The organism is Mycolicibacterium rhodesiae (assembly GCF_002086695.1).
GTDB lineage: Bacteria > Actinomycetota > Actinomycetes > Mycobacteriales > Mycobacteriaceae > Mycobacterium > Mycobacterium rhodesiae.
In genome coordinates this window covers 57,413-83,538 of the sequence record NZ_MVIH01000001.1, presented here as the reverse complement: position 1 = coordinate 83,538, position 26,126 = coordinate 57,413, and the positions used below count along the sequence as shown (strand labels likewise).

25 protein-coding genes are annotated in these 26,126 nt (G+C 63.0%); 17 read left to right on the top strand and 8 right to left on the bottom strand.

The annotated features are described in order from the left end of the window. Positions 1-31: 31 nt before the first annotated feature. Both glgP and ctaD read left to right on the top strand, forming a co-directional pair. On the top strand, positions 32-2,545 hold the full coding sequence (gene glgP, locus BST42_RS00420; RefSeq protein ID WP_083116601.1) for an alpha-glucan family phosphorylase: 2,514 nt from the start codon (positions 32-34) through the stop codon (positions 2,543-2,545). Between the two features lie 322 nt (positions 2,546-2,867). Continuing rightward, positions 2,868-4,586, top strand: a complete 1,719-nt coding sequence (gene ctaD / locus BST42_RS00415; protein WP_083116600.1) for an aa3-type cytochrome oxidase subunit I — start codon at positions 2,868-2,870, stop codon at positions 4,584-4,586. Between the two features lie 39 nt (positions 4,587-4,625). Here ctaD and BST42_RS00410 read toward each other — a convergent pair whose 3' ends face one another. From BST42_RS00410 to BST42_RS00400, 3 genes are all read right to left on the bottom strand, one after another. Continuing rightward, the gene (locus BST42_RS00410; RefSeq protein WP_083116599.1) at positions 4,626-4,883 is read right to left on the bottom strand and encodes a DUF3297 family protein; all 258 of its coding nucleotides are present in this window, start codon (positions 4,881-4,883) and stop codon (positions 4,626-4,628) included. Positions 4,884-4,992: 109 nt separating this feature from the next. Beyond that, the gene (locus BST42_RS00405; protein WP_083116598.1) at positions 4,993-5,856 is read right to left on the bottom strand and encodes an SDR family NAD(P)-dependent oxidoreductase; all 864 of its coding nucleotides are present in this window, start codon (positions 5,854-5,856) and stop codon (positions 4,993-4,995) included. Then, positions 5,853-6,146, bottom strand: a complete 294-nt coding sequence (locus BST42_RS00400) for a nuclear transport factor 2 family protein (protein WP_207569432.1) — start codon at positions 6,144-6,146, stop codon at positions 5,853-5,855. The genes BST42_RS00405 and BST42_RS00400 overlap by 4 nt, the downstream gene beginning before the upstream one ends. 184 nt (positions 6,147-6,330) lie before the next feature. Between BST42_RS00400 and BST42_RS00395 the strand changes: the two genes are divergently transcribed. From BST42_RS00395 to BST42_RS00365, 7 genes are all read left to right on the top strand, one after another. Next, the gene (locus BST42_RS00395) at positions 6,331-7,161 is read left to right on the top strand and encodes a MerR family transcriptional regulator (protein ID WP_083116596.1); all 831 of its coding nucleotides are present in this window, start codon (positions 6,331-6,333) and stop codon (positions 7,159-7,161) included. Between the two features lie 571 nt (positions 7,162-7,732). Continuing rightward, entirely contained in the window at positions 7,733-8,044 is a 312-nt protein-coding gene (locus BST42_RS00390; RefSeq protein WP_225509169.1) for a hypothetical protein, read from the top strand. A gap of 319 nt (positions 8,045-8,363) precedes the next feature. Then, entirely contained in the window at positions 8,364-8,987 is a 624-nt protein-coding gene (locus BST42_RS00385) for a TetR/AcrR family transcriptional regulator (RefSeq protein WP_225509170.1), read from the top strand. A 58-nt stretch (positions 8,988-9,045) separates the two neighbouring features. Then, a complete protein-coding gene (locus tag BST42_RS00380; RefSeq protein WP_036345885.1) occupies positions 9,046-9,489 on the top strand; it encodes a PaaI family thioesterase in 444 nt (147 codons plus the stop codon). Continuing rightward, positions 9,489-10,403, top strand: a complete 915-nt coding sequence (locus tag BST42_RS00375) for an alpha/beta fold hydrolase (RefSeq protein ID WP_047329672.1) — start codon at positions 9,489-9,491, stop codon at positions 10,401-10,403. Before BST42_RS00380 ends, BST42_RS00375 begins: the two co-directional genes overlap by 1 nt. Before the next feature lie 355 nt (positions 10,404-10,758). Next, a complete protein-coding gene (locus BST42_RS00370; RefSeq protein WP_036339711.1) occupies positions 10,759-11,181 on the top strand; it encodes a DUF6188 family protein in 423 nt (140 codons plus the stop codon). A 121-nt stretch (positions 11,182-11,302) separates the two neighbouring features. Next, entirely contained in the window at positions 11,303-14,398 is a 3,096-nt protein-coding gene (locus tag BST42_RS00365) for an MMPL/RND family transporter (RefSeq protein ID WP_225509172.1), read from the top strand. 20 nt (positions 14,399-14,418) lie between these two features. Here the strand turns inward: BST42_RS00365 and BST42_RS00360 are convergent, their stop codons facing one another. Beyond that, entirely contained in the window at positions 14,419-15,444 is a 1,026-nt protein-coding gene (locus BST42_RS00360; RefSeq protein ID WP_158423529.1) for an AraC family transcriptional regulator, read from the bottom strand. Between the two features lie 318 nt (positions 15,445-15,762). Here BST42_RS00360 and BST42_RS00355 point away from each other — a divergent pair, with 318 nt between their 5' ends. Beyond that, entirely contained in the window at positions 15,763-16,860 is a 1,098-nt protein-coding gene (locus tag BST42_RS00355) for a cytochrome P450 (protein ID WP_232248313.1), read from the top strand. Between the two features lie 127 nt (positions 16,861-16,987). Here BST42_RS00355 and BST42_RS00350 read toward each other — a convergent pair whose 3' ends face one another. After that, positions 16,988-18,145, bottom strand: a complete 1,158-nt coding sequence (locus BST42_RS00350) for an MCE family protein (RefSeq protein WP_230986017.1) — start codon at positions 18,143-18,145, stop codon at positions 16,988-16,990. 326 nt (positions 18,146-18,471) lie between these two features. Further along, on the bottom strand, positions 18,472-19,119 hold the full coding sequence (locus BST42_RS00345; protein ID WP_036339721.1) for a TetR/AcrR family transcriptional regulator: 648 nt from the start codon (positions 19,117-19,119) through the stop codon (positions 18,472-18,474). A 254-nt stretch (positions 19,120-19,373) separates the two neighbouring features. Here BST42_RS00345 and BST42_RS00340 point away from each other — a divergent pair, with 254 nt between their 5' ends. The 4 genes from BST42_RS00340 to BST42_RS00330 all read left to right on the top strand — a co-directional run bounded on the left by BST42_RS00340 (position 19,374) and on the right by BST42_RS00330 (position 21,247). Next, complete coding sequence (locus tag BST42_RS00340; RefSeq protein ID WP_047333248.1) at positions 19,374-19,895, top strand: PaaI family thioesterase; 522 nt, start codon at positions 19,374-19,376, stop codon at positions 19,893-19,895. A gap of 16 nt (positions 19,896-19,911) precedes the next feature. After that, complete coding sequence (locus tag BST42_RS29985) at positions 19,912-20,319, top strand: TetR/AcrR family transcriptional regulator (protein WP_225933665.1); 408 nt, start codon at positions 19,912-19,914, stop codon at positions 20,317-20,319. Beyond that, positions 20,255-20,539, top strand: a complete 285-nt coding sequence (locus tag BST42_RS29980) for a hypothetical protein (protein WP_225509175.1) — start codon at positions 20,255-20,257, stop codon at positions 20,537-20,539. The genes BST42_RS29985 and BST42_RS29980 overlap by 65 nt, the downstream gene beginning before the upstream one ends. 165 nt (positions 20,540-20,704) lie before the next feature. After that, positions 20,705-21,247: an HD domain-containing protein gene (locus BST42_RS00330; RefSeq protein WP_036339723.1), complete on the top strand. Its 543-nt coding sequence runs from the start codon at positions 20,705-20,707 to the stop codon at positions 21,245-21,247. Positions 21,248-21,263: 16 nt separating this feature from the next. Here BST42_RS00330 and BST42_RS00325 read toward each other — a convergent pair whose 3' ends face one another. Further along, positions 21,264-21,734: an NUDIX hydrolase gene (locus BST42_RS00325; protein ID WP_036339726.1), complete on the bottom strand. Its 471-nt coding sequence runs from the start codon at positions 21,732-21,734 to the stop codon at positions 21,264-21,266. 20 nt (positions 21,735-21,754) lie between these two features. Beyond that, positions 21,755-22,474, bottom strand: a complete 720-nt coding sequence (locus BST42_RS00320; protein WP_047329669.1) for a helix-turn-helix domain-containing protein — start codon at positions 22,472-22,474, stop codon at positions 21,755-21,757. A 243-nt stretch (positions 22,475-22,717) separates the two neighbouring features. On the opposite strand from BST42_RS00320, the gene BST42_RS00315 reads away from it, so the two are divergent. From BST42_RS00315 to BST42_RS29485, 3 genes are read left to right on the top strand one after another with little or no spacing between them, the layout of a single operon-like run. Further along, positions 22,718-23,101, top strand: coding sequence for a hypothetical protein (locus BST42_RS00315; protein ID WP_036339731.1), 384 nt, complete (start codon positions 22,718-22,720; stop codon positions 23,099-23,101). Positions 23,102-23,113: 12 nt separating this feature from the next. Continuing rightward, positions 23,114-24,640 (top strand): FtsK/SpoIIIE domain-containing protein, encoded by a 1,527-nt coding sequence (locus tag BST42_RS00310; protein ID WP_225933664.1) that lies wholly within the window; start codon positions 23,114-23,116, stop codon positions 24,638-24,640. Then, positions 24,637-26,118: a replication initiator gene (locus BST42_RS29485; protein WP_047329668.1), complete on the top strand. Its 1,482-nt coding sequence runs from the start codon at positions 24,637-24,639 to the stop codon at positions 26,116-26,118. Before BST42_RS00310 ends, BST42_RS29485 begins: the two co-directional genes overlap by 4 nt. Positions 26,119-26,126 lie beyond the last annotated feature (8 nt).

The window sequence follows — 26,126 nt, the reverse complement described above, 5'->3', positions numbered from 1 at the left end:
AGTCGTTCGATCCGCGCTGTTAGATGATCGCATGGCGGACCATGGCACGAATATCGCTCTCCCAGAGACGTTGCGCGGTTTGGACGACCTGGCGCTCGACATGCGGCTGATGGCGTCGCATCGCGCAGACAGGGTTTGGCATCGCGTCAACCCACAGTTGTGGGCTGCCTCGACCAATCCCTGGGCGGTGCTCAAATCCATCGGGCAGCCGGAACTCGAGAAACTTGGCAGTGACCCGCGGTTCTGTTCCGAGGTCCAGGCACTCGTCGAAGATCGCCGAAGCCGCAACAGTCACCCGTTCTGGTTTCCCCGATCCCCTGCGGCCAAGACATTGAGTCTCACCGCGTACTTCAGCATGGAGTTCGGCCTCTCTGAGGCGCTGCCGATCTACGCGGGCGGCCTCGGCGTGCTGGCCGGCGATTATCTGAAGTCCTCGACGGATCTCGGGGTACCGGTTGTCGGCGTCGGTCTGCTGTATCAGCAGGGTTATTTTCGTCAAGCCCTCGACTCGCAGGGCAATCAGCGCGAGCTCTATCCGTTCAGCGATCCCAGCGAGATTCCGGTGCAACGTTTGCGCGGCCCGGACGACGCGTGGATCCGCATTCCTCTCGAGTTCCCCGGACGCACGGTCTATTTGCGGGCTTGGGCGGTCAACGTGGGGCGACTCTGGTTGTATCTGCTCGACAGCGATGATCCGGCCAACGATCCCTCGGACCGCGGGATCACGGCGCAGCTCTACGACGCCGACCCCGAGGTTCGGTGGCAGCAGGAGTTGGCGCTCGGCTTCGGCGGCTGGCGGCTGCTGCGCGAACTGGGAATGGACCCCCACGTGTGCCATCTCAACGAAGGCCACGCGGCCCTGGCGATATTGGAGCGAGCACGGTGGATTGCGCTCGATCACGCAGTACCGTTCGACGTCGCGCTGACCGTCGCCCGTACCGGCACCGTGTTCACCACCCACACCCCGGTCGCCGCCGCGTTCGACCGGTTCGATCCCAGTTACGTTGTCGCCTATTTGTCGCCGCTCGCCGCCGAGATGCAAGTCAGCGTCGACGAAATCCTTGCTCTTGGCCGCACACGCTCGCACGACAAAGCTGAGCCCTTCAACATGGCGTTCCTGGCCATCCGCGGGGCAGCGCACGTCAACGGGGTGAGCGAGTTGCACGGAGAAGTCAGCCGTGAGCTGTTCGCAGACCTGTTTCCGCGCTGTCCGATCGAGGAGGTTCCCGTCGGATACGTCACGAACGGCATACACGTTCCGTCGTGGGATTCACCGGCCGCCGACGAACTGTGGACCGACGCCGAGCTACGCGAGCAGTGGCGCGGTGTTCCAACCCCGATCGTCGAGCGGCTGCAGAAACGTCCGGCGGCCGAGTTGTGGGCGATGCGGAACCACAACAGGGAGCGTTTCGTTTCCTGGGCACGCCAACGGCTGGCACGTCAATACACGATCGCCGGCGCCGGCGCCGACCGCATCGACGAAGCACAGCGCATCTTCGATCCGAACATCCTCACGCTCGGTTTCGCCCGCCGCTTCACCGAGTACAAGCGCACCGGACTGCTGCTGCACGATCCCGACCGCTTCGCGCGGATTCTCACCAATCCGGACTTCCCGGTTCAGATTGCCGTCGCCGGAAAGGCTCATCCGGCAGACACTTCCGGCAAGGCCATGATTCAGCGCTGGTATGCGTTCTCTCAGCGCGAGGACGTTCGCTCCCACGTCGCTTTCCTCGCCGACTACGACTTGCTGCTCGCCGAACAGCTCGTCAACGGGGTCGACGTCTGGATCAACACGCCACGGCGGCCATGGGAAGCCAGCGGGACCAGCGGGATGAAAGTTCTGGTCAATGGCGGCCTCAACCTCTCGGAACTGGACGGCTGGTGGGCCGAGGCCTACACCCCGGGGGTGGGGTGGGCTATCGGCGACCGTCGCGAACATCACGGTGACCCGGGCTGGGACGCTGAGGAAGCCGATCGCATCTACGCGCTGCTCGAAAGCGAAATCGTGCCCATGTTCTATACGCGCGACCACAACGATGTTCCTCAAGACTGGATAGCGCGAGTGCGCGCGAGCATGGCGACGCTGACTCCGCGATTCTCCGCGGAGCGCATGGTCCGAGACTATGTCGAGAGGTTCTACACTCCGGCCGCAACGGCCTACCGGACACGCATACTCGAAAACTGCCGAGTCGGCCGTGACGTGCAGCGCTGGCGGCAGTTGATCGCCGACCACTGGAGTGAGGTGTCGTTCGGCGCCTTACACGTTGAACCGACCACAACTGGCCACCACTTCCGAGTCCTCGTCTCACTTGGTGCGATCGGCACCGACGCGGTGCGTGTGCAGTTGTATGCCGACGCGTCCGACGGTGCTGCTGCGGAGCGGATAGCGATGTCACGCGGCGAAGAGGTCATCCGCGGGACGTTCAGCTATCACGCGCACGTCGACAGCAGCCGTTCGTCCGACGACTACACCCCCCGAGTTGTGCCGTATCACCCCGACGCGTCGGTTCCCCTTGAGGCAGAGCAGATCTGCTGGCACTCCTGACCTCCGAACCGCCACCGAGCATCCCGCGTTGCCGGCGCGATCGGATGGCCCTTTGCACGGTGTGACGCCGCGGCCGCCGGTCGTCGAGGGTCGCGCCAGAACGCGTTGGCAATCAATCGAGTAGCGCTTTGTCCATCCGATCGATGACTTTTGTCCCTGGTCGGTCGCCGAGTTCGAGCGCAGGCTCAAGCCTTGGCGGCACCGGCTAGTGAGGTGGCGCCGAGACGCGATTGGAGACGTTCGTGATCGACCACGACCATCGTCGAAGCACCCGCTGTGACGCCAACGAAGTCCGCACGACTGCCCAAAACTGGAGCCGGCCATGACTGCTGAAGCGCCTCCGCTGAAGAAGCTCGACGCCGGCCGTCCGTTTCCGGCCCGTACGGGTCCCAAGGGCAACCTGATCTACAAGCTGGTCACGACGACCGATCACAAGCTGATCGGCATCATGTACTGCGTCGCCTGCTTCAGCTTCTTCTTCATCGGCGGGCTGATGGCGCTGTTCATCCGCGCCGAGCTGGCCGTGCCGGGGCTTCAGTTCTTGTCGAATGAGCAGTACAACCAGCTGTTCACCATGCACGGCACGGCGATGCTGCTGTTCTATGCGACCCCGGTTGTCTTCGGCTTCGCGAACCTGGTGCTGCCGCTGCAGATCGGCGCCCCCGACGTCGCGTTCCCCCGCCTCAACGCATTGTCGTTCTGGCTCTTTGTGTTCGGTGCCCTGATCGCCCTTGGCGGATTCATCACCCCGGGCGGAGCGGCCGACTTCGGTTGGACCGCCTACGTCCCGCTGTCGGACGCGGCACACAGCCCGGGCGCGGGCGCCGACCTGTGGATCCTGGGCGTCGCGGTCGGTGGTCTGGGTACGATCCTCGGCGCGGTGAACATGATCACCACGGTGGTCTGCATGCGCGCCCCGGGCATGACCATGTTCCGGATGCCGATCTTCACCTGGAACATCTTCGTCACGTCGATCCTGGTGCTGATCATCTTCCCGCTGCTCACCGCCGCGCTGTTCGGTCTGGCTGCCGACCGTCGACTCGGTGCACACATCTACGATCCCGCCAACGGCGGGATGATCCTGTTCCAGCATCTGTTCTGGTTCTTCGGGCACCCCGAGGTATACGTGCTGGCGTTGCCGTTCTTCGGCATCATCTCGGAAATCTTGCCGGTGTTCTCGCGCAAGCCGATCTTCGGCTACACCACGCTCGTTTACGCGACGATCAGCATCGCGGCGCTGTCAGTGGCGGTGTGGGCGCACCACCTGTATGTCACCGGAGCCGTTCTGCTGCCGTTCTTCTCGTTCATGACGTTCCTGATCGCGGTCCCCACCGGCATCAAGTTCTTCAACTGGATCGGCACGATGTGGAAGGGCCGGCTGACATTCGAGACGCCGATGCTGTTCTCGATCGGCTTCCTGATCACGTTCCTGCTCGGTGGTCTGTCCGGCGTGCTGCTGGCCAGCCCGCCGCTGGACTTCCACGTCAGCGACACCTATTTCGTGGTTGCGCACTTCCACTACGTGCTGTTCGGCGTGATCGTGTTCGCGACGTTTGCCGGGATCTACTTCTGGTTCCCGAAGATGACCGGGCGTCTCCTCGACGAGCAACTGGGCAAGCTGCATTTCTGGCTGACGTTCATCGGCTTCCACACCACATTCCTGGTACAGCACTGGCTGGGCAACGCGGGCATGCCGCGCCGCTACGCCGATTATCTGCCGTCCGACGGTTTCACCACACTGAACATCATCTCCACGATCGGTGCCTTCATCCTCGGCATCTCGATGCTGCCCTTCGTGTGGAACGTGTTTCGGAGTTGGCGCTATGGCGAGGTCGTCACCGTGGACGATCCGTGGGGTTACGGCAACTCGCTGGAGTGGGCCACCTCATGCCCGCCGCCGCGGCACAACTTCACCGAGTTGCCCCGAATCCGTTCGGAGCGTCCGGCTTTCGAGCTGCATTACCCGCACATGATCGAGCGGATGCGTGCAGAGTCCCACGTCGGACGCGCGCACGTTCCGGCGGATGCGGACATTCATTAGCGCTGACCGGTTGACAACCGCGCCGAAGCCCCAGCGGCGCTATTCCGCTGAGCGGAAATACGGTTCGACGGTGCCGCTGAGCTTGACGACCATCGGGTTTCCGCGGCGATCCTTGGCAGTCGGGACTTCAACGCGCACCCAACCCTCTTCGACGTTGTACTCGTGCACGTTGGTCTTCTCGACGCCATTGAAGCGAATACCGACGTCGCGAAGGAGCACCTCTTCGTTATAGAAGGGGCTGCGCGGATCGATCGAGAGTTGATTCGGGGGAACGTCGGTGTTCTGGTCCTCGGACATGATGGCTTCCGTTGTAGGGCTGCGTCAGGTTCTTGACTTCGATTCTCTAGAACCTACGCGACCCGGTGTTAGCGGGTTCCGCGTGGTCGTTGGCGGGCCGTCCACACAGCTAAGGAACAAGGACATCGGTTGGTCGGGTGGGAAAGTCTGCGCTGCGAGAGAGGGTTTCGTTCGCCCGGATGTCCGCCACGGCGCCTTCCAAGGTGTCGATCACGGCGTCGTATCCGCCGTTGCCCAGGACCAGCCGGCGGGGAGGCGGGTCCAGGGCCATCGCCGCGATCACCGCCCGTGCACCGCGGCGCGGATCGCCGGGTTGCACCCCATCCATCTCGATGAATGTGGCGCGAACCTGCTGCAACATATCGTGGTACTCCGGAATCGGCTCCGCGACAGGCTCATCGGCGAAGCCGGCGTAGGCGTTCGTGCGAAACCCTCCTGGTTCGACTGCCAGCACCGAGATGCCCTGCGCGGCGACCTCGTCGCGCAGTGTCTCGGTAACGGCTTCAACGGCGAACTTTGTCGCGCTGTAATAACCGAATCCTGGCGCCGCCACGAGCCCGGCCACCGAGGACACGTTCACGATCCATCCGTCTCCGCGGGCGCGCATCCCCGGAAGCACCGCACGCGTCACAGACAGCACCGCGAAGAAGTTCAGCTCGAACATCGCCCGCACCGAGGACTCGTCCATCCCCTCTATCGATCCGAACCATCCTCGGCCGGCGTTGTTGACCAGCACATCGATGCCGCCGAAGTGCTCCTCGGCCGCCCTCACCGCTCGCGACACCTGCTCGGGTTCGGTGACGTCGAGCGCTACGACGAGAACTCGGTCGCCGTACCGGTCAGCCCACGACGCCAACTCCTCCGGACGTCGGGACGTGAGCACCAATCTGTCCCCCGTCTCGAGCGCCGCTTCGGCGAACGCCATCCCGAAGTTGCCGGGCGTGCCTCCGGTGATGAACCACCGCCGCGTCATGGCTCGATCACCAGCCGGCTGATCACCGCACCGTCCAGGGTGAATCGATAGTGCAGGTCGGCGACCCCGCCGGGGAAGTTGCCTTCCAGATGCTGGGTCAGGTCGACGCCTGCGTCGGTCGTGGTCGCGCCGGTGAACTCGGCGGTGTAGGTGTATTCGCTGCTCGCGGTGGCCAACCAGGCCCCGATCTCGTCGGTGCCGGTGTAGTCGCGGCCTTCATCGGTCACCACGGCGTCGGCGGTGAGGGTGGCAAGCGCCCGATCGACTTCCTGGGAGTCGAGCGCAGTCATGAACGTTTTCACGGGGTCTGGGAGTGTTTCCCATTGTGTGGTGGTCATGGCCTCACGATGGAGGTTCCTGTAAGGGGAAGGTCAACCCGTGATTGCGCCCATGCCGCGACGTTGACCTTGCCCTAGGGGGAGGCTTCAGGATGGCCGTGCTCGATGTGGGCGACGGAACGCAGAGGAGGACGCGATGGGTGCGAAGGTGTCGATCGGCGACTTCGCCGTGATGACGAGCCTGAGCAGGAAGGCGCTACGGCACTACCACGACATCGGCATCCTCGAACCAACCCACATCGACCCCCACACCGGCTACCGCTTCTACGACACCAGCCAGGTCGATCATGCGCACATCATCCGGCGGTTCCGATCACTCGGCATGTCCATTCCCGACATCAAGGCACTGCTGAGTACGGACGACGCCGCGGCCCGCGCCGACATCATCACCACGCATCTCGAACAGATGGAGGTCCAGTTGCAGCAGACTCGTGACACCGTGGGCGCGCTACGCAAACTGCTCTCCCCCGTCCGGACATCGACCGACGTCACCCTGCGCCACGAACCGGCGCTGGCCGTGTGGTCCGTCAGCGACACAATCGACGTCTCGACGATCGACGAGTGGTTTGGGGAGTCGCTCACCACGCTGCACCACGCCGCCGTCATGGCCTCCGGCGTGGAAACCGCGATCGTGCCGGGCGGGCTCTACGACCGGGAGCTGTTTCTCGAACAGCGCGGCAGCGCAACAATGTTCGTCGCAGCGCCACCGTCTGCGAATCCGCCGGAGGGCGTCCGCGCCGAGGTCCTGCCTGCCGCCGAGTACGCGGTGCTCACCCACCCCGGCGCACACGACGACGGCATCGACCGCAGTTACGGGGCCCTGGGAACGTACGTGAACGAGCGTCTGATCAGCCACCAGGGACCGATCCGCGAGCATTACCTCGGCGGCACGGCCTCAACCTCAGCAGCTTTCACCGCCACAGAAATTTGTTGGCCGATTCTGAGGACCGCGGCACCGTCCGAGTGAAAGAAAACCCGCCTAGACCGATGGTCCAGGCGGGTTCCCGTCTGTGGAGCTAAGGGGATTCGAACCCCTGACCCCCACACTGCCAGGAGCGGGCAGAGTCCGTGACCAGGCACGATAGGTCGCAAGTTGTCGTGTAGGGGACGTCGTTGAGGCAGCAACTGTCGTCAGCGTTGTCGTCAAAACTGTCGTCACTCGCCTCGTAAAAGCGGTGCCACTAACGGGCCGCTCCCCATGCGGCCGTCCTGTCGCTGCGATCGGTTGTGTCAAGGGTGGCGAAGCCACGACGAAGTCGCGCCGAAGGCGCTCTTTACTCGGCCGATCAGCGGGCCAGACACTTCGGAAATGGAGGGTGGCAGCCGACCAGCTGCGCGTCGCGACCGCCGCCGGGGTCTCGTGACAACAGGCGTCTCGGCGTCGGTGGGCAAAGGTCGGCTTACGGGGCGATTGCCGCTTCAGACCGCTGCTTATGGGCCCAGAAAAACGCTGGGTGAGCTCTTAGGCTCGATTGATGGCTTCCTCACCGCTTCCTTCCGGTGCTCGTAGCGGCCGTCCAGCCCGGTGGCGACGTTGGATGCTCGAGGGGCTGTACAGTTTCGACCGCCGCGCAATCGCAGACTGGACAAGCCTGATGTCCAGCAACCTCCAGCGCCCTCAAGGCGCGGCGCCGACCGCGACCACCCGCTACATCGTGGACCTCATTCATTACACGACCGATCTCCGATATGCAGCACGGGTGCTGGCGGCACACGGTCATCCAGCCGGCCGCGCCTCGCTGGCCGATGCCGCGCTTGACTTCAATTCAGCATTAGATGGGCTTTGCGCCGCCCGCGACAAACTGCTGAAAGTTGTTTCCGCTGAACAGGTTACCGACACCGACGGCTAGGCGAGGTCGCATCTAAGCGGCCCGTGTTACGTAGGACCACGCGACCCCCGGGAAGCGGCGGTGGCACGTTTTCGCAGTTCAGCAGCAGTTGTAATGGTTTCAGGGCAGCTCGTGACATTGACGGACGCGCACGCCGTTCGGCATCGCGCAAGCCGTTTGGCCCCAAAGTGGTCCCAGCAGAGAACGGTGCCGCGAACAACCACGCTCGTGGTCAGGCGGGGCCCCTCTCAGGGGCCCAGGAGTGCCTTTATCTGAGACAGATTAGAAACTCTGTTGCATAGTTGATCGCGTAGTGCTGAGTCGTGTGCATACTGATCACGTGGCGACAAAGTCATTGCGCTGGGGCGCGTCCGCTGCGGCGGATGGGAGATCAGGGCGCGACCGATTGCTCGACGCCGCTGAGCGCTGCCTTGAGGTGCAGGGTCTCGCAGGCACCACTATGGAGGACATCGCCAGAAATGCCGGTGTGTCACGGGCGACGGTTTACCGGTACTTCGCGAGTCGCGAGGCCGTGATCTCTGGGGTCATCATTCGCGCCACCGAAGAATACCTACGCCGGATGGAACCGCGGTTGTCCGGCCATAGTGACTTAGGTTCTGCGATCGTTGATTTCATCGATCACACTGTGATTGCGGCCCGCCGAAGGCCCATCATCGGCGTCCTATTCGGCAGCGATCGTGAACTCGCGGGTGTGGGCCTTGCCGAGGGAACATCGACCATGCTTTTCGAACTCGTCACCGAGTTTCTTCGGCCTCTCTTCGCGACGCACTGGAACCAGTTGGCGCCCGGGGTCTCCGTTGATGACGCCGCGGAATGGATACTTCGCACCGTGCTGAGTCTGCTCACCGTTCGTGGCCCAAGGGATCGAAGCAGAGACGGACTGCGCACCTATCTGCAACGTCTTCTTCTACCCGCAATCGTCTCTGGCCAAGACGCAACGTGATGTAACAAGTCAGGCGTAGTGTCTCAAACACCAGCCCCCACACCGAGGAGAGGTGAACATGTCCGCGAACTTCGCCGCATTCGACGCGCAGGTCGCCAACCAGTTAAAAGGGGCGGCGTTGACGGCCGGCGGCCTGGCTGGCTACTTAGGATTTCGTCATACCGATTTCTTAGCGGGACGCCTCGTCGTCGAGATGGACGCCCGGGACGACTTAAAGACGCCCTTCGGCTCGTTGCACGGTGGCTGTCTGTCGGCGCTCGTTGACCACTGTCTCGGCGTCGTGTTCTATCCCGTCATTCCTGCCGGATCCTGGGTTGCGACCACCGAATTCAAGCTGAACCTACTCCGACCGGTGTCCAGCGGCACGTGCGTCGCGGTAGCCGAGATCATCTCGCTCGGGAAGAGCAGCGGTGTCGCGAGAATCGATATTACCAACGACGGGCGGGCTGTGTGCGCTGCCCAGGGCACTGTGACTGTTGTGGGCCAGAAGGCGGCCTCGTGATGTCCCCCGGGCTCGGCAGGCGGCGCAGGGTAAGACCTGTCCTCCAGCGAGTGCCCACCACCGACGGAGTCTCCTTGGCGGTCGACCTGTATCCGTGCGCGAAGCCGCGGGCAGCCGTATTGCTGCTACACGGAGGAGGCCAAAGCCGTCATGCGTGGGATGCGACAGCGCAGCGCTTACACGCACGCGGCTACCTCGCGGCGGCCTACGATGCGCGCGGACACGGGGATAGTGACTGGGACCCGGATGGCCGCTATGACCTTGATCGACTCGGCGGCGACCTGCTCGCGGTGCGTTCGCACGCGGCAGGTGGGCACCCTGTTGTGGCCATTGGAGCTTCCCTCGGCGGTCTGACGATCCTGGGCACTCACCTACTCGCATCACCTGACCTGTGGGACGCCGTGGTGCTGGTGGACATCACTCCACGCATGGAGATGCAGGGCGCACGGCGCGTCGTCGCATTCATGGCGGCGCACCCCGACGGTTTCGCCGATCTTGAGTCTGCCGCCGAGGTTATCGCCGCGTACAACCCACACAGATCGAAGCCAAGCAGCCTCGACGGACTACGGAAGGTCTTGCAGCAGCGCGCCGACGACCGTTGGGTATGGCGGTGGGATCCGGCCTTTGTGGCGTCGAATTTTGGCTTCCTGCAAGGTAATCCAGATGAGGGCGCAGCGGAGTTCGACCGGATGAGCATGGTGTTGATCGACGGCGCACGGCAGGTATCTGCTCCTACGCTTCTTGTGCGGGGGCTGTTGTCGGACGTGGTGTCGGAGGAGACAGTGAACGACTTCGTCGACCTCGTGCCGCACGCGCGCACGGTGGACGTGACCGACGCTGGTCACATGATCGCTGGAGACGACAACGACGCGTTCTCCGAAGCCGTCATCGATTTCCTCGACGAGGTTGTCTAAATCGAGCTAGAGGGAGAGCTTGTCCCGGGCACGTTCAAGCTCGGCCGGGTCGTGGCATGCAGTCACCAGGACACGCGACGCCCAGGGGCGCGTGCTGATGTAAGCGACGGTCGGCCAGGTCACGAGAATGCCGAACGCCAATAGCGCGGTCGCTGCGGGATCCGACAAGGAACGCACCCCTTGACGAATGGTCCCCAACGACTCGTTTGCTCGAAGTTGCCCGCCGTGCCCGTCGCAGCAAAATGCACAGCACCACCGCCGCACCCACGAGCTGCAAAATAGGACCTTCTGGTATCGCTCCGATACTAGCAGTACCATAAATACAACACATCGGAGTGTTGAACAGGAGACCGACATGCATACGCAGTGGATCGAACAGCGCACCGTCCAGCGAGTTTCGTTGCGAGAAGGCCTGGTTCTGAGTCTCGACGACTACAACGAACTCGTCATCGCGCGGCCCATGAGGCTGACCTTGCCGGCGATCGGGTCGCATCCGTCCGAAGAAGTGCTTATCGATCCCGCCCGGGTGTCGGCTCAGGAGCGTCCACTACTCGATTTGGCCGGCGCAGTGTGCACACGGGCCTGGTGCGATGACGAGGGGGCGCTGCATTTGGGCTTCTCCCGCGGGCATTGCATCGATGTCGATCCCGACAGCCACGAGACGGCGTGGGAGCTGTACGGCAAACGGCATGGCTACATGGCTTGCCTCCCGCATGGACGTGTGCGCGTCGTTCGCCATGACCTGGTCGATGACGAAACTGACGGTGCTGCAAATTGATTCGATGATTCGGAGCCGGGTTGCCGAGATAGCCGCCGTTTGCCCGGGGGTCGCGCGGGCAAATAGGAAACCGTTAGTATCGGTGCTATACCGATAGTTCCACTCTTGAGGGGGCGTGACGGTGGCTGATGATGTCCACGGTGTCGGGACCGTTTCTCGACGCGTCCGTCTTGCCGACCCCGCAGCGTCGCCGGAATACAGTGCGCGGCTGGCCAGGCTTGCCGCCTTCACGGTTCACCACAAGGCGCTCGTGATCGGTGGGTGGCTCGCCATTGCAGTGGTGCTAGCGCTGTTGTTCCCACAGCTCGAAACCGTTGTGCGGCGACAGTCGGTCGACCTCATTCCCCGGGACGTGCCGTCATTTCAGACTGTTGACCGCATGAGCGCTGCGTTCGGCGAGCAAGGGTCGAAGACGATGCTGTTCGTCGCCATGGAAAGCCCCGCTGGGCTGACGCAGCAGGCGCGGGATCGATACTCGAGGCTCGTCGAGCGCCTTCGAGCCGATCACGCCCACGTGCTGCTGGTGCAGGACTTGCTGGCCGATCCCGTGATGAAGGCACAAGCCGTCAGCGCAGACGGCAAAGCGTGGTTCCTACCGGTGGGGGTGGCCGGGACTCTGGGTGATCCCACTGCAGCGGAATCGGTGCAGGCAGTCCGCGCCACCGCCCAACGCGCCTTCGACGGGTCGGACATCACCGTCCGCGTGACCGGTCCCCCGGCAACCTTCAGTGACCAAATCGCTTCTGCCGAACACGATTTGCTGTTCATCTCGATCGCAACGGCCGGGTTGATCGCGTTGATCCTGCTGATGGTCTACCGGTCGTTGTTTACCGCGTTATTGCCCTTGCTAGTCATCGGGCTGAGTCTGGCCGTCGGCCGTGGTGTCTTGTCCGCATTCGGGCAGCTGGGCATGCCGGTTTCGCAGTTCACCGTGGCATTCATGACCGCGATCCTTCTCGGCGCAGGAACCGATTACACAGTCTTTTTGATCAGCCGGTACCACGAACAGCGGCGCGCCGGTACCCCTGCCGATCTCGCTGTCATTCACGCGACGGCCAGCATCGGACGAGTGATCTTCGCGTCGGCAGCTACTGTCGCCCTGGCTTTTCTGGCCATGGTCTTCGCCACGCTGAGCGTGTTCGCCGGATTGGGACCAGCGTGCGCGGTTGCCGTACTTGTGGGCTTCCTGGCTACGGTGACACTGTTGCCGCCAGTGTTGGCGTTGGCGGCCCGACGCGGTATCGGTGAACCCAAGCCCGACCGCACCCGCCGGTACTGGAACAGCGTCGCTGTGGCGGTCGTGCGTCACCCTCGGCCGTTGCTCGTTGCTAGCTTGATGATCCTCCTGGCTCTTTCCGGTGCAGCTGCCACGATGAAGATCAGCTACGACGACCGAAAAGGACAACCTCCCACCACGGCTAGCAATGAGGGCTACCAGCTCCTCGACCGACACTTTCGCAAAGACGTCGTCATCACCGAGTTCCTAGTGGTCGAAAACCCCGTCGACATGCGCACCGGGAAAGGGCTGGCCGACCTCGACGAAATGGCATCGCGCATCTCCCAGATCCCCGGCGTGGTCAAGATATCCGGAGTCACCCGTCCGGCAGGCACCCGCCTTGACCAAGCGCAATTATCGTGGCAGAACAGGCAAATCGGCGACAAGATGGCCGGTGCCGTCGCCGATGGCAATTCCCGCCGCGATGACCTCGCCAAGCTCACCGATGGAGCCAACCAACTGGCCAACGGACTCGCGCAGCTCGACACATCTGTACGGACCGCACTGAAACCATTAGGCCCAGTGCTCACCCAAGCACAGTCCGCCGGCCAGGACTTCCAACGGTTTGCCCCACTTCTGCACCAACTCTCAGCGACCAGCCCCAGTATCGACAACGCAATACAAGCCGGCCCAGGCATCCGCCCGCTGGCCGAACGCACACAAGGCGCCATCGACACCCTGAACCCGCTCGTCGACCTGCTCAATGGGTCACCCTGGTGCGTCACAACTCCCCAATGCGCTCAAATCCGCGACCAGGTCCAGATCCTGGTTGCTCTGAGAAACAACGGATTCTTCTCCCAGGTCGCCGCGCTGGGTGACCGCTACGACCCCGCCACCAACGCCACCGTAACCGGCACCATCGCCGACGTTCAGACTGCCGTCAATGCCATGAACAAGGCATTCGGCGCGCTGGGAAAGCCCGCCGATCTCGCGGCCAACATCACCCGGCTACAAGACGGCATCAGCCAGCTCGCCTCCGGTTCCCGCGCGCTGGCCGATGGGGTAAAGACGCTGGCGGACAGCAATATTGAGATGCTATCCGGTATGAGCCAAATCGCCACCCAGCTTCAGAACTCGTCTCGCGCGTCCGCGGGTTCGGATGCCGCGTCCGGCTTCTACCTGCCCGCAGACGCCTTTGCGAACCGCCAATTCGCCGACGTCGCAAAGCAGTTCCTGTCACCCGATGGGAAAACGGCGCGATTCGCAGTGGAGACCAGCAACGATCCCTACAGCGTCGAAGCGATGGACCTTGCCCGCCAGATGACCCAAGTCGCCGATGGAGCCAGGCCGAACACCTCGCTGGCGAACGCCACGATCTCTGTCGCCGGCTTCCCCGCGGTCAATTCTGATATCCAGCGTCTGCTCTCGTCCGACTTCATCCAACTTGCCATCGCCACCCTGGTCATCGTTGGACTCATCCTGGTGGTGCTACTGCGCGCGCTCGTGGCACCGCTGTATCTCCTTGGCACCGTGGTGCTGAACTACCTCGCCTCACTCGGCATCGGAGTCATCGTTTTCCAATGGATACTCGGTCATGAAATCGCCTGGCCTGTACCGCTATTAGCCTTCATCATTCTGGTGGCAGTCGGTGCCGACTACAACATGTTACTGGTATCGCGACTGCGGGAGGAGAGCGGCAGCAATCTGCGTATCGGCGTTCTACGGACGGTCGCCACCACAGGCTCGGTCATCACCTCCGCCGGCCTGATCTTCGCCGCGAGCATGTTCGGCTTGATGATCGGCTCGGTCGCGATCATGATCGAGACCGGCCTCATCATTGGCTGCGGACTGCTGTTGGATACTTTCCTGGTCCGGACGCTGACCGTACCCGCCATCGCTACTTTGCTGCGCGAACGGAGCTGGTGGCCACAACGTCTCGCCACTAGACCAAGGACTGCGGCACCGTCGCGATACCGCCCGACAGTCGACGTCGGCGCGTGAGCATGCAGCTTGCCCTCACATCACGTTTGAGCCGTTGACCGCCCACGGCGCTTGGACTCACTGGGTGGGCGCCCATTCCACCGAATATGGGCTCGAGTGAATGCGGCCGTCTCCGAATAGCCAAGTCGGCGTGCAGTTTCCTCGACAGTGAGTCCCGAACTCAACAGCTCGGCGGCCAGCGCTGCGCGAACCTCGTCTGCGAGTGCGCGGTAGCTGGTTCCCTCTCCCGCCAAGTGACGGTGCAACGTGCGATCGGTGATGCAGAGTTCCCTCGCGATGGTCGCCATGGATGGGATCTGGGTCGAATCTTGGATCATCCGCATCCGCACCCAGGCTGATATGCCACGACGGGTTCGTCGACGGTTCAATAACTCCTCGCACTGGCGGATACAGATCGCCGCAGTCTGGGGATCTGGCGCGGGCATCGGTTGGCTCACCAGATCAGCGGGGACAATCAGGGCGTTGCGCACCGCGTTCTCCACAGTGACCGTCACGTTGTCGATCTCCACCAGACTTGCCGGCAGCTGCAGATCCGCCACCTCCAGTCGCATCGCGATCGGCGCGTCAACGCCACGCATGAGCGGCGGCAAGATCTGCAGGAACATTGCAAAATCGCGTTCGAGCAGAAACCTCCGCACATCGGGAGGAACCTGGGCGTTATCAAGACCGATGACCGCTTCGGTGTTGTTGAGTTCTGGTGCGGCCAGACTCAGGTAGACGGTACTGAGTGCGGCGTACCGGCAGGCGACGTCTATCGCGTCCCCAACGGTTGGACTCGAAATCAGTGCATAACCCAGAATGCCCATGTCGGCGAAGGTGTAGCGCGCACCGGTTTCCGTACCCAGTCCCGGTTGATCGCCGAGTCGGCCGATCAGGTTGCGAATCATCGTCAGTTCCTGACTCGCATGCATCTCGCTGGTCGGGTCCCTCAACCCCTGCGACGTGAGTCCTGTTCCAGACAAACAGATTTCAGGATTGAGGCCGTGGTGTACCGCGGTCTCCAAGATGTGTCGACCCGGCGCCGAGGAGCGCGCCACGTCCCACACCGGGGCCATCGGACTAGGCATGTGTCTGAAAATATCAAATGTCTGTCTGATTCTGTCATTATCGAGCCATTGCGACCGGCCTAACGTCATGTTATGTCGACGGATCTTCTACGGCCCCCACCACGCGCGGTGCTTTCTGCAACTCGCAGCTCCGTCACTGATCTGTGGCGTCCGGTTGCGACAGGGGCTTACCGCGATCTACGGCGCCCACGCACTGCATCGGCGCCGAAGTCGGTGCCACGAACCACATTCGATCCGACGCTCGCCGAGAACATCGCCGACCCCTATCCCGAGCTGCTGCGCATTCGTGAGCATCCGGTGGTCGTCAACGAGCGGCTCGGCGTCTGGATGATGGGGCGCTACGAGGACGTGCACAAGGCCGTTCGCAACAATGAGGTGTTCTCGTCGAGGGACGGCATCATGCTGCGGTCGTTTGTCACCAGTGCTGTACTCACCACAGACCCACCCGATCACACCCGCCTGCGGCATCTGACCGCGCCCATGTTCAGCAAGCGTTCGGTACAGACTCTGGCCACAGATATTCGCGCGTTGTCCGATGAGGCGATCAGGCCACTGCGAGACGGCGACGTCATTGACATGGTCGCGGCGCTGACGATCCCCATGCCCATCAACGTCATTGCCACAATCTTGGGTATTCCCCATCCTCAGTGGCCGGCCTTTCGCACCGTATCCAACAAGTTCGCGAGACTATTCGGACCGCGGTCGGTGCACGAGGTCATGCGATACGTCGGTTCGCTACTTCAGTCCTACGTGCAGATGCGCAGCTTCATAGACGTCGAGATGGGCCGGCGGTCCAGCACGTCGGCAGACGATCTCTTGGGTTGGTTGCAGGCAGCCAAAGAATCCGGCGAGCTCAGCGATCAGGAAGCTTTCTTCTACGCGCTCATCCTTCTGGTCGCCGGCAACGAGACCACTACAAACCTGTTGGGCATGCTGCTCGTCAGGCTCGCCGAGGACCGCGAGTTCTTCCTGACGTTGAAAGCCGACCGCAGCCTGCTTCGCCCGGCGGTCGAGGAGACCGCGCGTTGGGGCTCGCCGGTGCAGTGGGTCACCAGAACCGCTACCGCGCCCTATCGGATCGGCGACACGGTAATCCCTAAGGGCGCAAAGGCGTTGCTCTTCTATGCCTCGGCGAACCGAGACCCGGCGAAGTTCAGCGACCCCGATCGGTTCGACCCTCATCGCGACACGACCGGGCACCTGGCATTCGGCCATGGACTTCACTTTTGTCTGGGCGCTCATCTCGCACGACTCGAAGTGATCACAGCGGTGGACCATCTGCTGGACGAACTCGACGGCCTGGAGCTTGCTGGACCCGTGCGCTGGGGTACCAATCCTTCACTGCGAGGACCTGTTTCGATTCCCTTACGCGTCCGGCGAGGAAGCGCTTCCTGAGCGACTGCATGCCGCCCCAATGTCGCTGTCTCCCAGTTCCATCGGAATATGACGATTCTATGTATCGAGGCCGCTGAGCGCCGCTTCGACGTAGTCGTGGACCGGTGGGTCCGCAGGCCTGCTCGTCCTAGGGATTGATGGTGTTTTCACCGACCTGGCGTCCCCACACATATTCGGTAAGCAATGGCTGCCCGAGTTCGAGGTGGTTGTAGGGAGCCAGTGATGCGCCGGTGTCGGCTACCAGGTAAGGGGCGGGCCAGAAATCCTTGGTGACTGTCTGCCAACATCCAGGGGCGCCGCCCGGGCCGCCTCGCGCATTGGAACGGGGCAGGTTATCCGGATAGACGTACGGATTCGGCGCACCGGTGAGCCCGATACGGAAGTCGATCGAGTAGCCGTTGCCGCCTGCGGATTCAACAGTCTGCGGCAGGATCGCAGCATAATTTCTTATGCTGCACAGGAATTCGGGACTGTAGGTGTTCAAGGTGCCGGTGGTCGTCACCAGGTCAGCCAGACCTCGCACCAGGTAGGGACTTCCCCGCCCCACGATGTCAGCGCCAGCGTTGCCGAAGCCCGCGGCAGCCAGCAGCGCCGCATCGAGATCGGCTCGCTGCTCATTGACGGTGCCTGCCGTGGTCGCTGCATTGTTGAGGAATTTCCAGAAATCGGGTGAGGATTGGGCATAGACGTCGGCGAGGTCGGTAAGGCGTTTGATGTCTTCGCGGATCTGCGGCATTTCAGGGTTGATGTCGTCGAGGACAGCATTGCCCGCGATGATTGATCGGCCGAAGTCGAGGCCGTGCCCGTCCAGTGCCTCGGCGGTGGCCGCAAGAGTCAGGTTGAGTTTGACGGGATCGACTTTCTGCGCGATCGACATCAAGGTTTCGAACAGGGTGTTGAATTCGGTCGTCACGTGCGAGACGTCGATCACCTGCGAGCTCGACACGCGCGCAGATGCCGGTCTCGACGGGCTACGGAAGGCTACATACTTGTTGCCGAATACCGTGCTGGCCTTGATCTCGGCGGTCACGTTGGCCGGGATCAGCTCGATGTACTTTGGAGCGACGTCCAGGGACAGTTTCGCCTTGGTGGTGTCATCTTGCTGGATCGCGCGCACCGCGGCGACCCGGCCGATTTCGACGCCGTTGTAGGTCACTTTTGCCCCGGGCTCCATGACCAGCCCAGCGCGATCCGACACCAGGGTCAAGTGCATGGCCGGAGTGAACTCACCGTGAAATTGCAGGTAGACCGTCGATACCACTACTACGACCAGGGCCAGCGCCACGGTCCCGGCCGTTCGTAACGGTGGATGGTGCCGCCAGTGATTCAGCGTGCGACCAACAGCGGCGCGATTCGACGAACGACTCACGCGGACAGGGGTTTTCATATGACGGGCTCACTGGATCGTGGTCGACTGAACCTCATAAGTGTACCTATAGTAGCACAACGCTACATAGCGTTTTGAAACTGTTAGTAGCGTTTTCTCAGCGCGGCTGGCGGATGGCGATGACGCAGGGTCACCAGGAAGTTTCAGCCAGGCCCAGTGCGAGCCGCCCGGTCCCAGCGACGACAAGCCGCAGGCGAACCGCCGGCGCACCTACCAATTCGCCGTCACGCCTCGGTTCGGGTGCGTGAGTGTGCGGCCAGAAAGTCGTCGACGATGCGGACGCACTGGTCACGGCTGATGGTGCAGAGTCCGGTCATGCGTGCGAAGACCAGCGGACCGACGAGCTGGCACTCAGCCAATTCGAGGTCGAATTCGTCAAGTTCTTCGCGAGCCTGGTCGCTCGACAGGATTTCGTCGAACGGTTTGCGGTATTGCTCGACGACCCTAGAACGCAGGCTGCCAGCCGGGCTGTCCTCATCTGCGGTGCCGTCAGCAGCAGGATCGGTGGGCCCAAGGGCGACCCAAGCCAGCGTGGTGACCTGGATCGGGGCATCGGCAAAGAGTGCGGCCTGCCGGCTGAGGATTTCAATCAGCCTCTGCCGCAGCGACCCCTCGTCGGGTGTCGGTGTAGTGACGTGCGGCAGCAGGCGCTCGAATGTGGCCGCCAGCAACTGTGATGAGCTTGCGAAATGCCGATAGAGGGTGGTGCGAGCCACCTTGGAGGCTTTGGTCACCGCGTCGATCGTGACGGCTTCGATTCCCCCGGTGGTGAGGAGTGCCGCCGCCGCGTCGAGCAGTCGGTTACGCGACCTGATCCGGCGGGGGTCGATGTCATCATCGTCGTCTGCGTATGCCGCCGGTTGAGTGCTCACTGCGTTGTCCCTTCGGAAAATGGGACCTGCGGGCGGCGTTTCCAGCAGGCGTCAAGGTATGGTACCAAGAGTAGCGTAGCGAAACTGTTCGTAGGTTTGTCCGCGGTTACGGAGAACACCCTGGTCGGTAGGCATGGCCGTCGTGTCTACGCGGGAGGGTCTTGGTGCGTCCAGAAGCTGCCAAACGAAGGCTCGTTGCAGTTGCGGTGCGGGCCCGACGATATCGCGAATCAGTGCGAAACAAGGGGATGACGATGGGTGACACAGCACATCCGGGGCCATATCTACTGCCTCCGCATACCTCGACGTGTACCGGGTGCGGGCCCGCGAATTCGCATGGATTGCAGCTGGTTGTCTATCGCGACGGTGACGAGGTCTACAGCGATGTGACGTTCGATGAGCGCCATATCGGCGCCCCAGGACTGGCGCACGGCGGCGCAGTAGCGACAGCCTGTGACGACGTACTGGGCTTCACGTTGTGGGTGGCCGGCACGCCCGCGGTGACACGCAGTCTGACAGTGGAGTATCTGCGACCTGTCCCGTTGCACGAACCGCACAGGATTACTGCCCAGATCACCGGCCGCCAAGGACGTGCTCTTCACGTCAGCGGAACGGGAGTCAGTCACGATGGCATCACCCGGTTCACCGCCAGCGCAGTCTTCGTGACGGTGGGTGTCGATCATTTCGCTGCGCACGGCGACGTGAGCGGATTCGAGGACCTGTTTGATCGGCTAGCCGGCGCGCTTCACCAACCAATTGGTGATCACAGCGTCTGAGCGTGGCGTTGGCAGCATGGCTTCGAAGTTGAGGCAGCATCGCCCCGATAGGGCGGCCGACCTTGGCGGTGTCGACACGTACCGCCGTAACAGTGCAGTAGATGCCGCGATGATGCTGGCAGTTAGCGGCGGTTACGAGGCTGTGCACGTTCGCGCGGTGGCCGCGCAGGTCGGAATCGGCGTCAGCACGCTGTACCGGTACTTCCCCTCCAAGATCCACCTCTTGGTGTCGGCGTTGACCCGCGAGTTCCAAGAGTTTGGAAACAGCCGCGATTGGACCGTCACCGCGTCGACACCGCGCGAACGCCTTCGCTTGCTCGTCGACTGCCTGCACACCGAATGGCAACCAAGACCCGCGCTTGACCGAGGCGGTGACGCGCGCCTTCGTCCTCGCCGACCACACCGCCGCCGCAGCCACCGATGAAGCGATCGACGTCATTGAAGGTCTGCTGGCAAGGACTTTGAGCGGCGGCGAGCCCACGGTCAGAGACCAGCGACTAGCGGGGCTGATCGCTGATGTGTGGCTTGCCAATTTGGCGGCGTTCAGCAGTGGGCGAATATCGGGTGAAGTCGCTCGGGATCGAATCGATAGGGCCATCGACCGCTTTGTGGACGCCACTCATGGCGATCCCGAAGTGGGCTGAGAACCTGTTCTTGATAACAGTAGAGAAAGTTCTCACAGCCTCGATCCGATAGGCATTTTTCGGTCCGTGGTGGCGGACGGGAGCGCCAGCGGACGGGAGCCGCCGCGGCGTGGATCTTTCGCCCAAATCGCGTCGGTGCTGTGTCGGGCACATTCGTAGACTTGCATCGTGGTGACGGACGCGGCACGTGCACGGGCGATCGCCGAGGAGCGACTGGCCGATCTGCCGCATCGGTGGGCCCATGTCTGCGGAGTCGCGGCGACGGCGGAGCGATTGGTCGTCGGCTTGGGCGCCATGGATGCCGACGCGGTGGTGGCTGCCGCGTGGCTTCACGATGTTGGCTATGCGCCGTCAGTTCGATCGACTGGTTTCCACCCCGTCGACGGCGCAGTGTTCGTCCGCGACGAGGGCTTTCCCGCAGTGGTGGTCTCGCTGGTGGCCTATCACACGGGCGCGGTGTTCGAGGCGCGGGAGCGCGGCCTCTTAGACGCGCTGGCCGAGTTCACGGCACCTCCGTCGTTGTTACTAGACGTGCTGACGTGCGCGGACTTGACCACTGGCCCGCAGGGCTCGCCTGTGCGAGCTGAAGATCGAGTCACGGAGATCCTGTCGCGTTACCCCGATGGGGATCCTGTGCATCGTGCGATCGAGCGGGCGGCGCCGAGCCTGTTGGCGGCGGCAGCACGAGTTAGTGCCTCCGCCGGCTAGAGACGACCTTGCCGGGCTACCCGAGGTATGGGCTGTCGCGGCGTTGAAGGTAGTGCTGAATGCGCAGCCGCATCGAGGGGTGGACGTCCAAAGATGCAAGTTCGCCTGGTGACGTCCAGGCGATGTCGGTGCTTTCCGAGTCGACTCGCAACTGTCCACCGAGCAGCCGGGTGGTGAAGCACAGCGAGAACTGTTGACGGACTTCACCGTCGGCGTAGGCCATAACGTGGCGAGGATTGGTGTAGACGCCGATGAGTCCGCTGATCTCGACGTCGAGACCGGTTTCCTCTTTCACTTCACGAACCGCCGCGTCGACGATGGATTCGCCCAATTCCATTGCGCCACCCGGCAATGCCCAAAGGTTATTGTCGCGGCGGCGAATTAGCACGATGCGATCATGTGAATCGGTGACGACGGCGGTAGTGGAGGGCACCACACTGTTTGCGGCTGGCGCGTGGGGATCGTTGTAGTAGTCGGTCCGGGCCATACGGTTCTCCAATCGGCAGGTCAGGCGTGCGTGGGTAATGGTTGGGCGGTGTTCCACACCCGTTCGAAAGAGAGTTGGTGATCGCGCCACAGCTCGGGCGCGTCGTCACGTCGAATAAAGAGGACGGGATTGTCGCTGGCGGGAGCACCGTATAGGTGCGGGTTGGCAATCAGGGTGTTGTCCGCGCGGAACATCGACGTGTACAGCGGTGTGGCGTGTGTGCGCACCTCCAAGCCTGGGGCGTCGGCGAGTGAAGCCAATCGTGCGAGTGTGATCTGGCAGCGAGCTGCTAGAACTGAGCCAATCGTCTCCTCTTCCCCGCGTTGGCTTACCGCAGCGCAATCGGGATCACCCACGATGAAGCGAATGGCGACTCCGCGTTCGGCCGCGACTGCGAGCGTTGAGCAGAACCTGGGAATGCCGTCGAAGAGGAAGGTGCCCCCGTAGACCAGGATGTCGATCTGCTCGGCGGCGCCGCCGAACAGTTGGGTCCACACGGCGACAGGGACGTCCGCGCGGCTTCGGTACACACTGACCGCGACCGTGCCGGTACCAGGTGGGCGCAGGGTGGGAAAGATGTCTGGCCACAGCGTCTGCGGATCACAGCCCAGTGCGTCGGCGGTGGCGCGCGCGTTGACCGCCTGGGGCAGTGATTCACCCCTGACCCAGCGGCCCACCGTCTTGACGTCGACACCGGCGGCTGTTGCGAGTCTGGCTTCGCTGAAACCCTTTTCACTCATTCGCGTCGTCAGTGCGTGGTTAGGAACAGGTAGCTTCTCGATCTGCTCATGCTAGGAGCGCGGTGCCAGCGTTAGCGACGCCCAAAGCACAAAAGTTGGCGCGCGATTGTCGTCCGAGTGTCCGCGTTGTCCAGGCGTCTGTCCGCTTTGTCTAACTGATGCCCTGGGAATGTCCGAGTTGTCCGCCTGAACTGGTGGTCGCGGCCGAGCGGTCGCGAGAAAACAGCAGGAAGGACAGTTGGAATGAAACTACGTATTAACACCGGCGGTGTGTCATTTGTGTGCACGCGGGCACCCGAACAGCGGATCGCGTTTGACACCGGCCAGCCGAAGCTGGATCGCGAGACGGGTCTGCCGCTGTGGCAGGTCCAGGTGATGGCGCTGGACTCCACGGGCGGCGACGTCATCACCGTGACGGTTGCCGGCGACCCGAATGTGACGGTCGGGCAGCCGATCCACATCGAGGGCTTGGTTGCCCTGCCGTGGAGCCAGGACAGTCGCAGCGGAGTCGCGTTCCGCGCTGAAGCGATCCGCGCTTCAGGTGCACCACTGGCGGGAGTCGTTGCCGCACCTCGGAATGCGTCACCGAGCGGCGTACCCGGCGGCACGAGCAAGCCGGCCGCCTGACCCTTTCGTCGAGTGGGCGCAGCACCGCAACACCAAGAGACGGTGGTGCTGCGCCCGCTCGGCCGAAGCCTCTCCTTACCCCGATCCCGCAAGCCTGCCGGAAGGTCTGCCATGCCTGGCCACCCACGAGCTCACCGCTCCAACCGCTCTCTTCCGAACCACTCGGACTCCGATGACATTGCCCTCCGTGCAGCCACGGCGCTTGGCAAAGCGACTGCTGCGCTGGTATGGGCGTCGGTGTTGTTTCCGATGATCAGCATTCCGGCCATCACAAGCGTCTGGATGGCCGTCACTTGCGGTCCCTTGGTCGGCCTCTTGGCGGCGATCTGGTCGGCTCTCGCATTGTTCAGCTGGTTTCTGTTATCCCCCCAAACGTTCCGTCAGTGGGTGACGGTACGTCTGCGGGTCCAGTGGCGCACATGGGGTATCTATCGAGGCCGATGGGCCACGGTCTGCACGCTGTGTGGCCTGACCGCCGGTCTCGACGGTCACGTCATGGTGCCGATTCTGCGTTCGGTGACGATCGGTGTCACGAGCGACGTTCTCGAGGTACGCATCCTCACGGGCCAGTCGTTGGCCGACTGGCAATCCCGAGGTGACGCGTTAGCCGAAGCGCTGAGCGCCCAGCGGGTGACCATTCGCTCGACCCGACCGGGCTCGATCCGCATCACCGCCCATCACGGCGATCCGCTGACGACACCCATCCAACTTCCTCGTCCGGCCAGGGGCACCACACCGGACCTGTCCCGCCTGTGGGTGGGGCTCACCGAGGCCGGTGAGCGTTGGCGCCTACCGCTACTGGGACAGCACATCTTGGTCGCAGGCGCGACCGGCTCGGGCAAGGGCTCGGTGCTTTGGTCAATCATTGCCGCCGTCGGCCCCGCCGTGCGGGCGGGCTGCGCACGCCTCGTCGTCGTAGATCCCAAGGGAGGGATGGAGTTCGGGCGCGGACAAGTGTTGTTCACCTCGCTCGCCCATGACAACGGTGAACAGACACTCGCTGCGCTGCGGGCGGTTGTCGCGGTGATGCAGAAACGTGCGCAACGGCTGCGGGGGAAGACTCGGCTTCACACTCCGAGTGTCTCCGCACCACTGATTGTATTGATTATCGACGAAATCGCCTCGCTGACTGCCTATCTCGGGGACCGCAGAACACGCGCCGAGGTTGAGCAGCTGCTGGGGCTGCTGCTGTCCCAGGGCCGCGCAGTCGGTATCTCGGTGGTCGCCGCGGTACAGGACCCGTCTAAAGATGTTTTGCCCATCCGGCAGCTCTTCTCCATCCGGGTCGGGCTGCGCATGAGTGAAGCCACCCAGACCGCGATGGTGCTCGGAGCCGCCGCCCGAGAAGCCGGCGCCTTGTGTGATGGAATCTCCACCGGTACTCCCGGTGTCGGTTACGTCTGCACTGACGGCAACGCTGAACCGTTGCGAGTTCGGGCCTTCCACGTCACCGATTCCGCCATTGATGATCTCGTCGCTCGCTTTGCCCCCACAAGAGCGCATCCTCGGACCGCCGAGACTGAAGGTCGCCAGTCGTGACCACTGCTGCGCTGGGCATTGCGGTTTCGACACTGCCAGGCCTTCCGGCCGGTACCGACACCATCGGCGTGGTGGCGCAGATGGTGCGTCGCGCCGCCTCCCGCGACTTCGAGACCTGGTGGAATAAAGCGGAGAATGCTGGGTTCTGTGCGAATCCGATCCGTCTGACAGGAACCGACAGCTTCGGTCGCGAGCTTCGGGTGTGGACCCGATGCAACAACCGACGCGCTGTCGCCTGCCCGTCCTGCTCTGATCTCTATGCCCGCGATACCTGGCAACTCGTACACGCCGGCGTGCACGGTGGCCATCACGATCTGCCGCCCACAGTCGCCGAACACCCTCAGGTGTTCGTCACGCTGACCGCGCCCAGTTTCGGGGCCGTGCACACCACACGCGATGACGGCCAGCGAGGCCAGGCTCGGCGGTGCCACGACCGGGGCCGGAATGCCCACCAACGTTGCCAGCACGGGAGACCCCTGTGGTGCAGCTCCATCCACCACGAGGGCGATGCTCATGTCGGTCAGCCGCTCTGCGAGGACTGTTACGACTACATGGGGCATGTCCTGTTCGCCTGGCATGCCCCTGAACTGTGGCGGCGCTTCACCATCGCCCTGCGCCGGCTGTTGCGTAGACGCTTACGCGCGCTCGGCGAATCCCCCACCGCTGCCCGAATCAATTTCGTGAAGGTGACCGAGATGCAACGTCGGGCGATCCCGCACTTCCACGCCGTAATCCGCCTCGACGAGCCGCCACAGCCGGGCCAAGCCCCAACACCACCCAAGTCCTCAATCACAGCCACCGACCTGGCCCTCCTAATCCATCAGGCCGCAAGCGGCGTCGCACTCACTGTCGCCGCCCCAGCACACGGCGCTGAAATCAGTAGCCGTGTAATACAGTTCGGCACTCAGACGGATGCGCGGCCATTGCGGTCGGACAGTAGTGACTGCGGCGGGGCAACACCTCGCCAGTCGCGTCGGTCGGTCCCGGCCTACCTGGCCAAGTACGTGACCAAATCCGTCGCCGACTTCGGCGTTGGGGTCCGACGGATGTCACCGCTCGCCGTTCCCGATTTAGACGTCCCCACACATATCCGGGCGATTCTGACCACAATTCTCGATCTAGCCGATCATGGCGCCTACTCGGAGATAGACCGCTGGCTGCACACTCTCGGCTTTCGTGGGCATATCACCACCAAATCCCGGCTGTTCTCCACCACGATGAGTGCGCTGCGCGAGCATCGAGCTGAGTGGACTCGGGAGCAACGCCACCGCTCAGACCTCGCGACCGACGAACATGATCGGGCGCTTCACGGTGCCGAAGAAGAAGTGGAATGGACATTCGATCGAGCCGGGCTGGGCAATCTCGGTGAACGCACTTTGGTCGTGTCTGCGGCGCACCGAATGATCGAACATCGCCACATCGTCCGTGCGAATCGCTGGACGCACGATCAATCCTCGCCACCAGACTGGTCGACATGACTACGCCC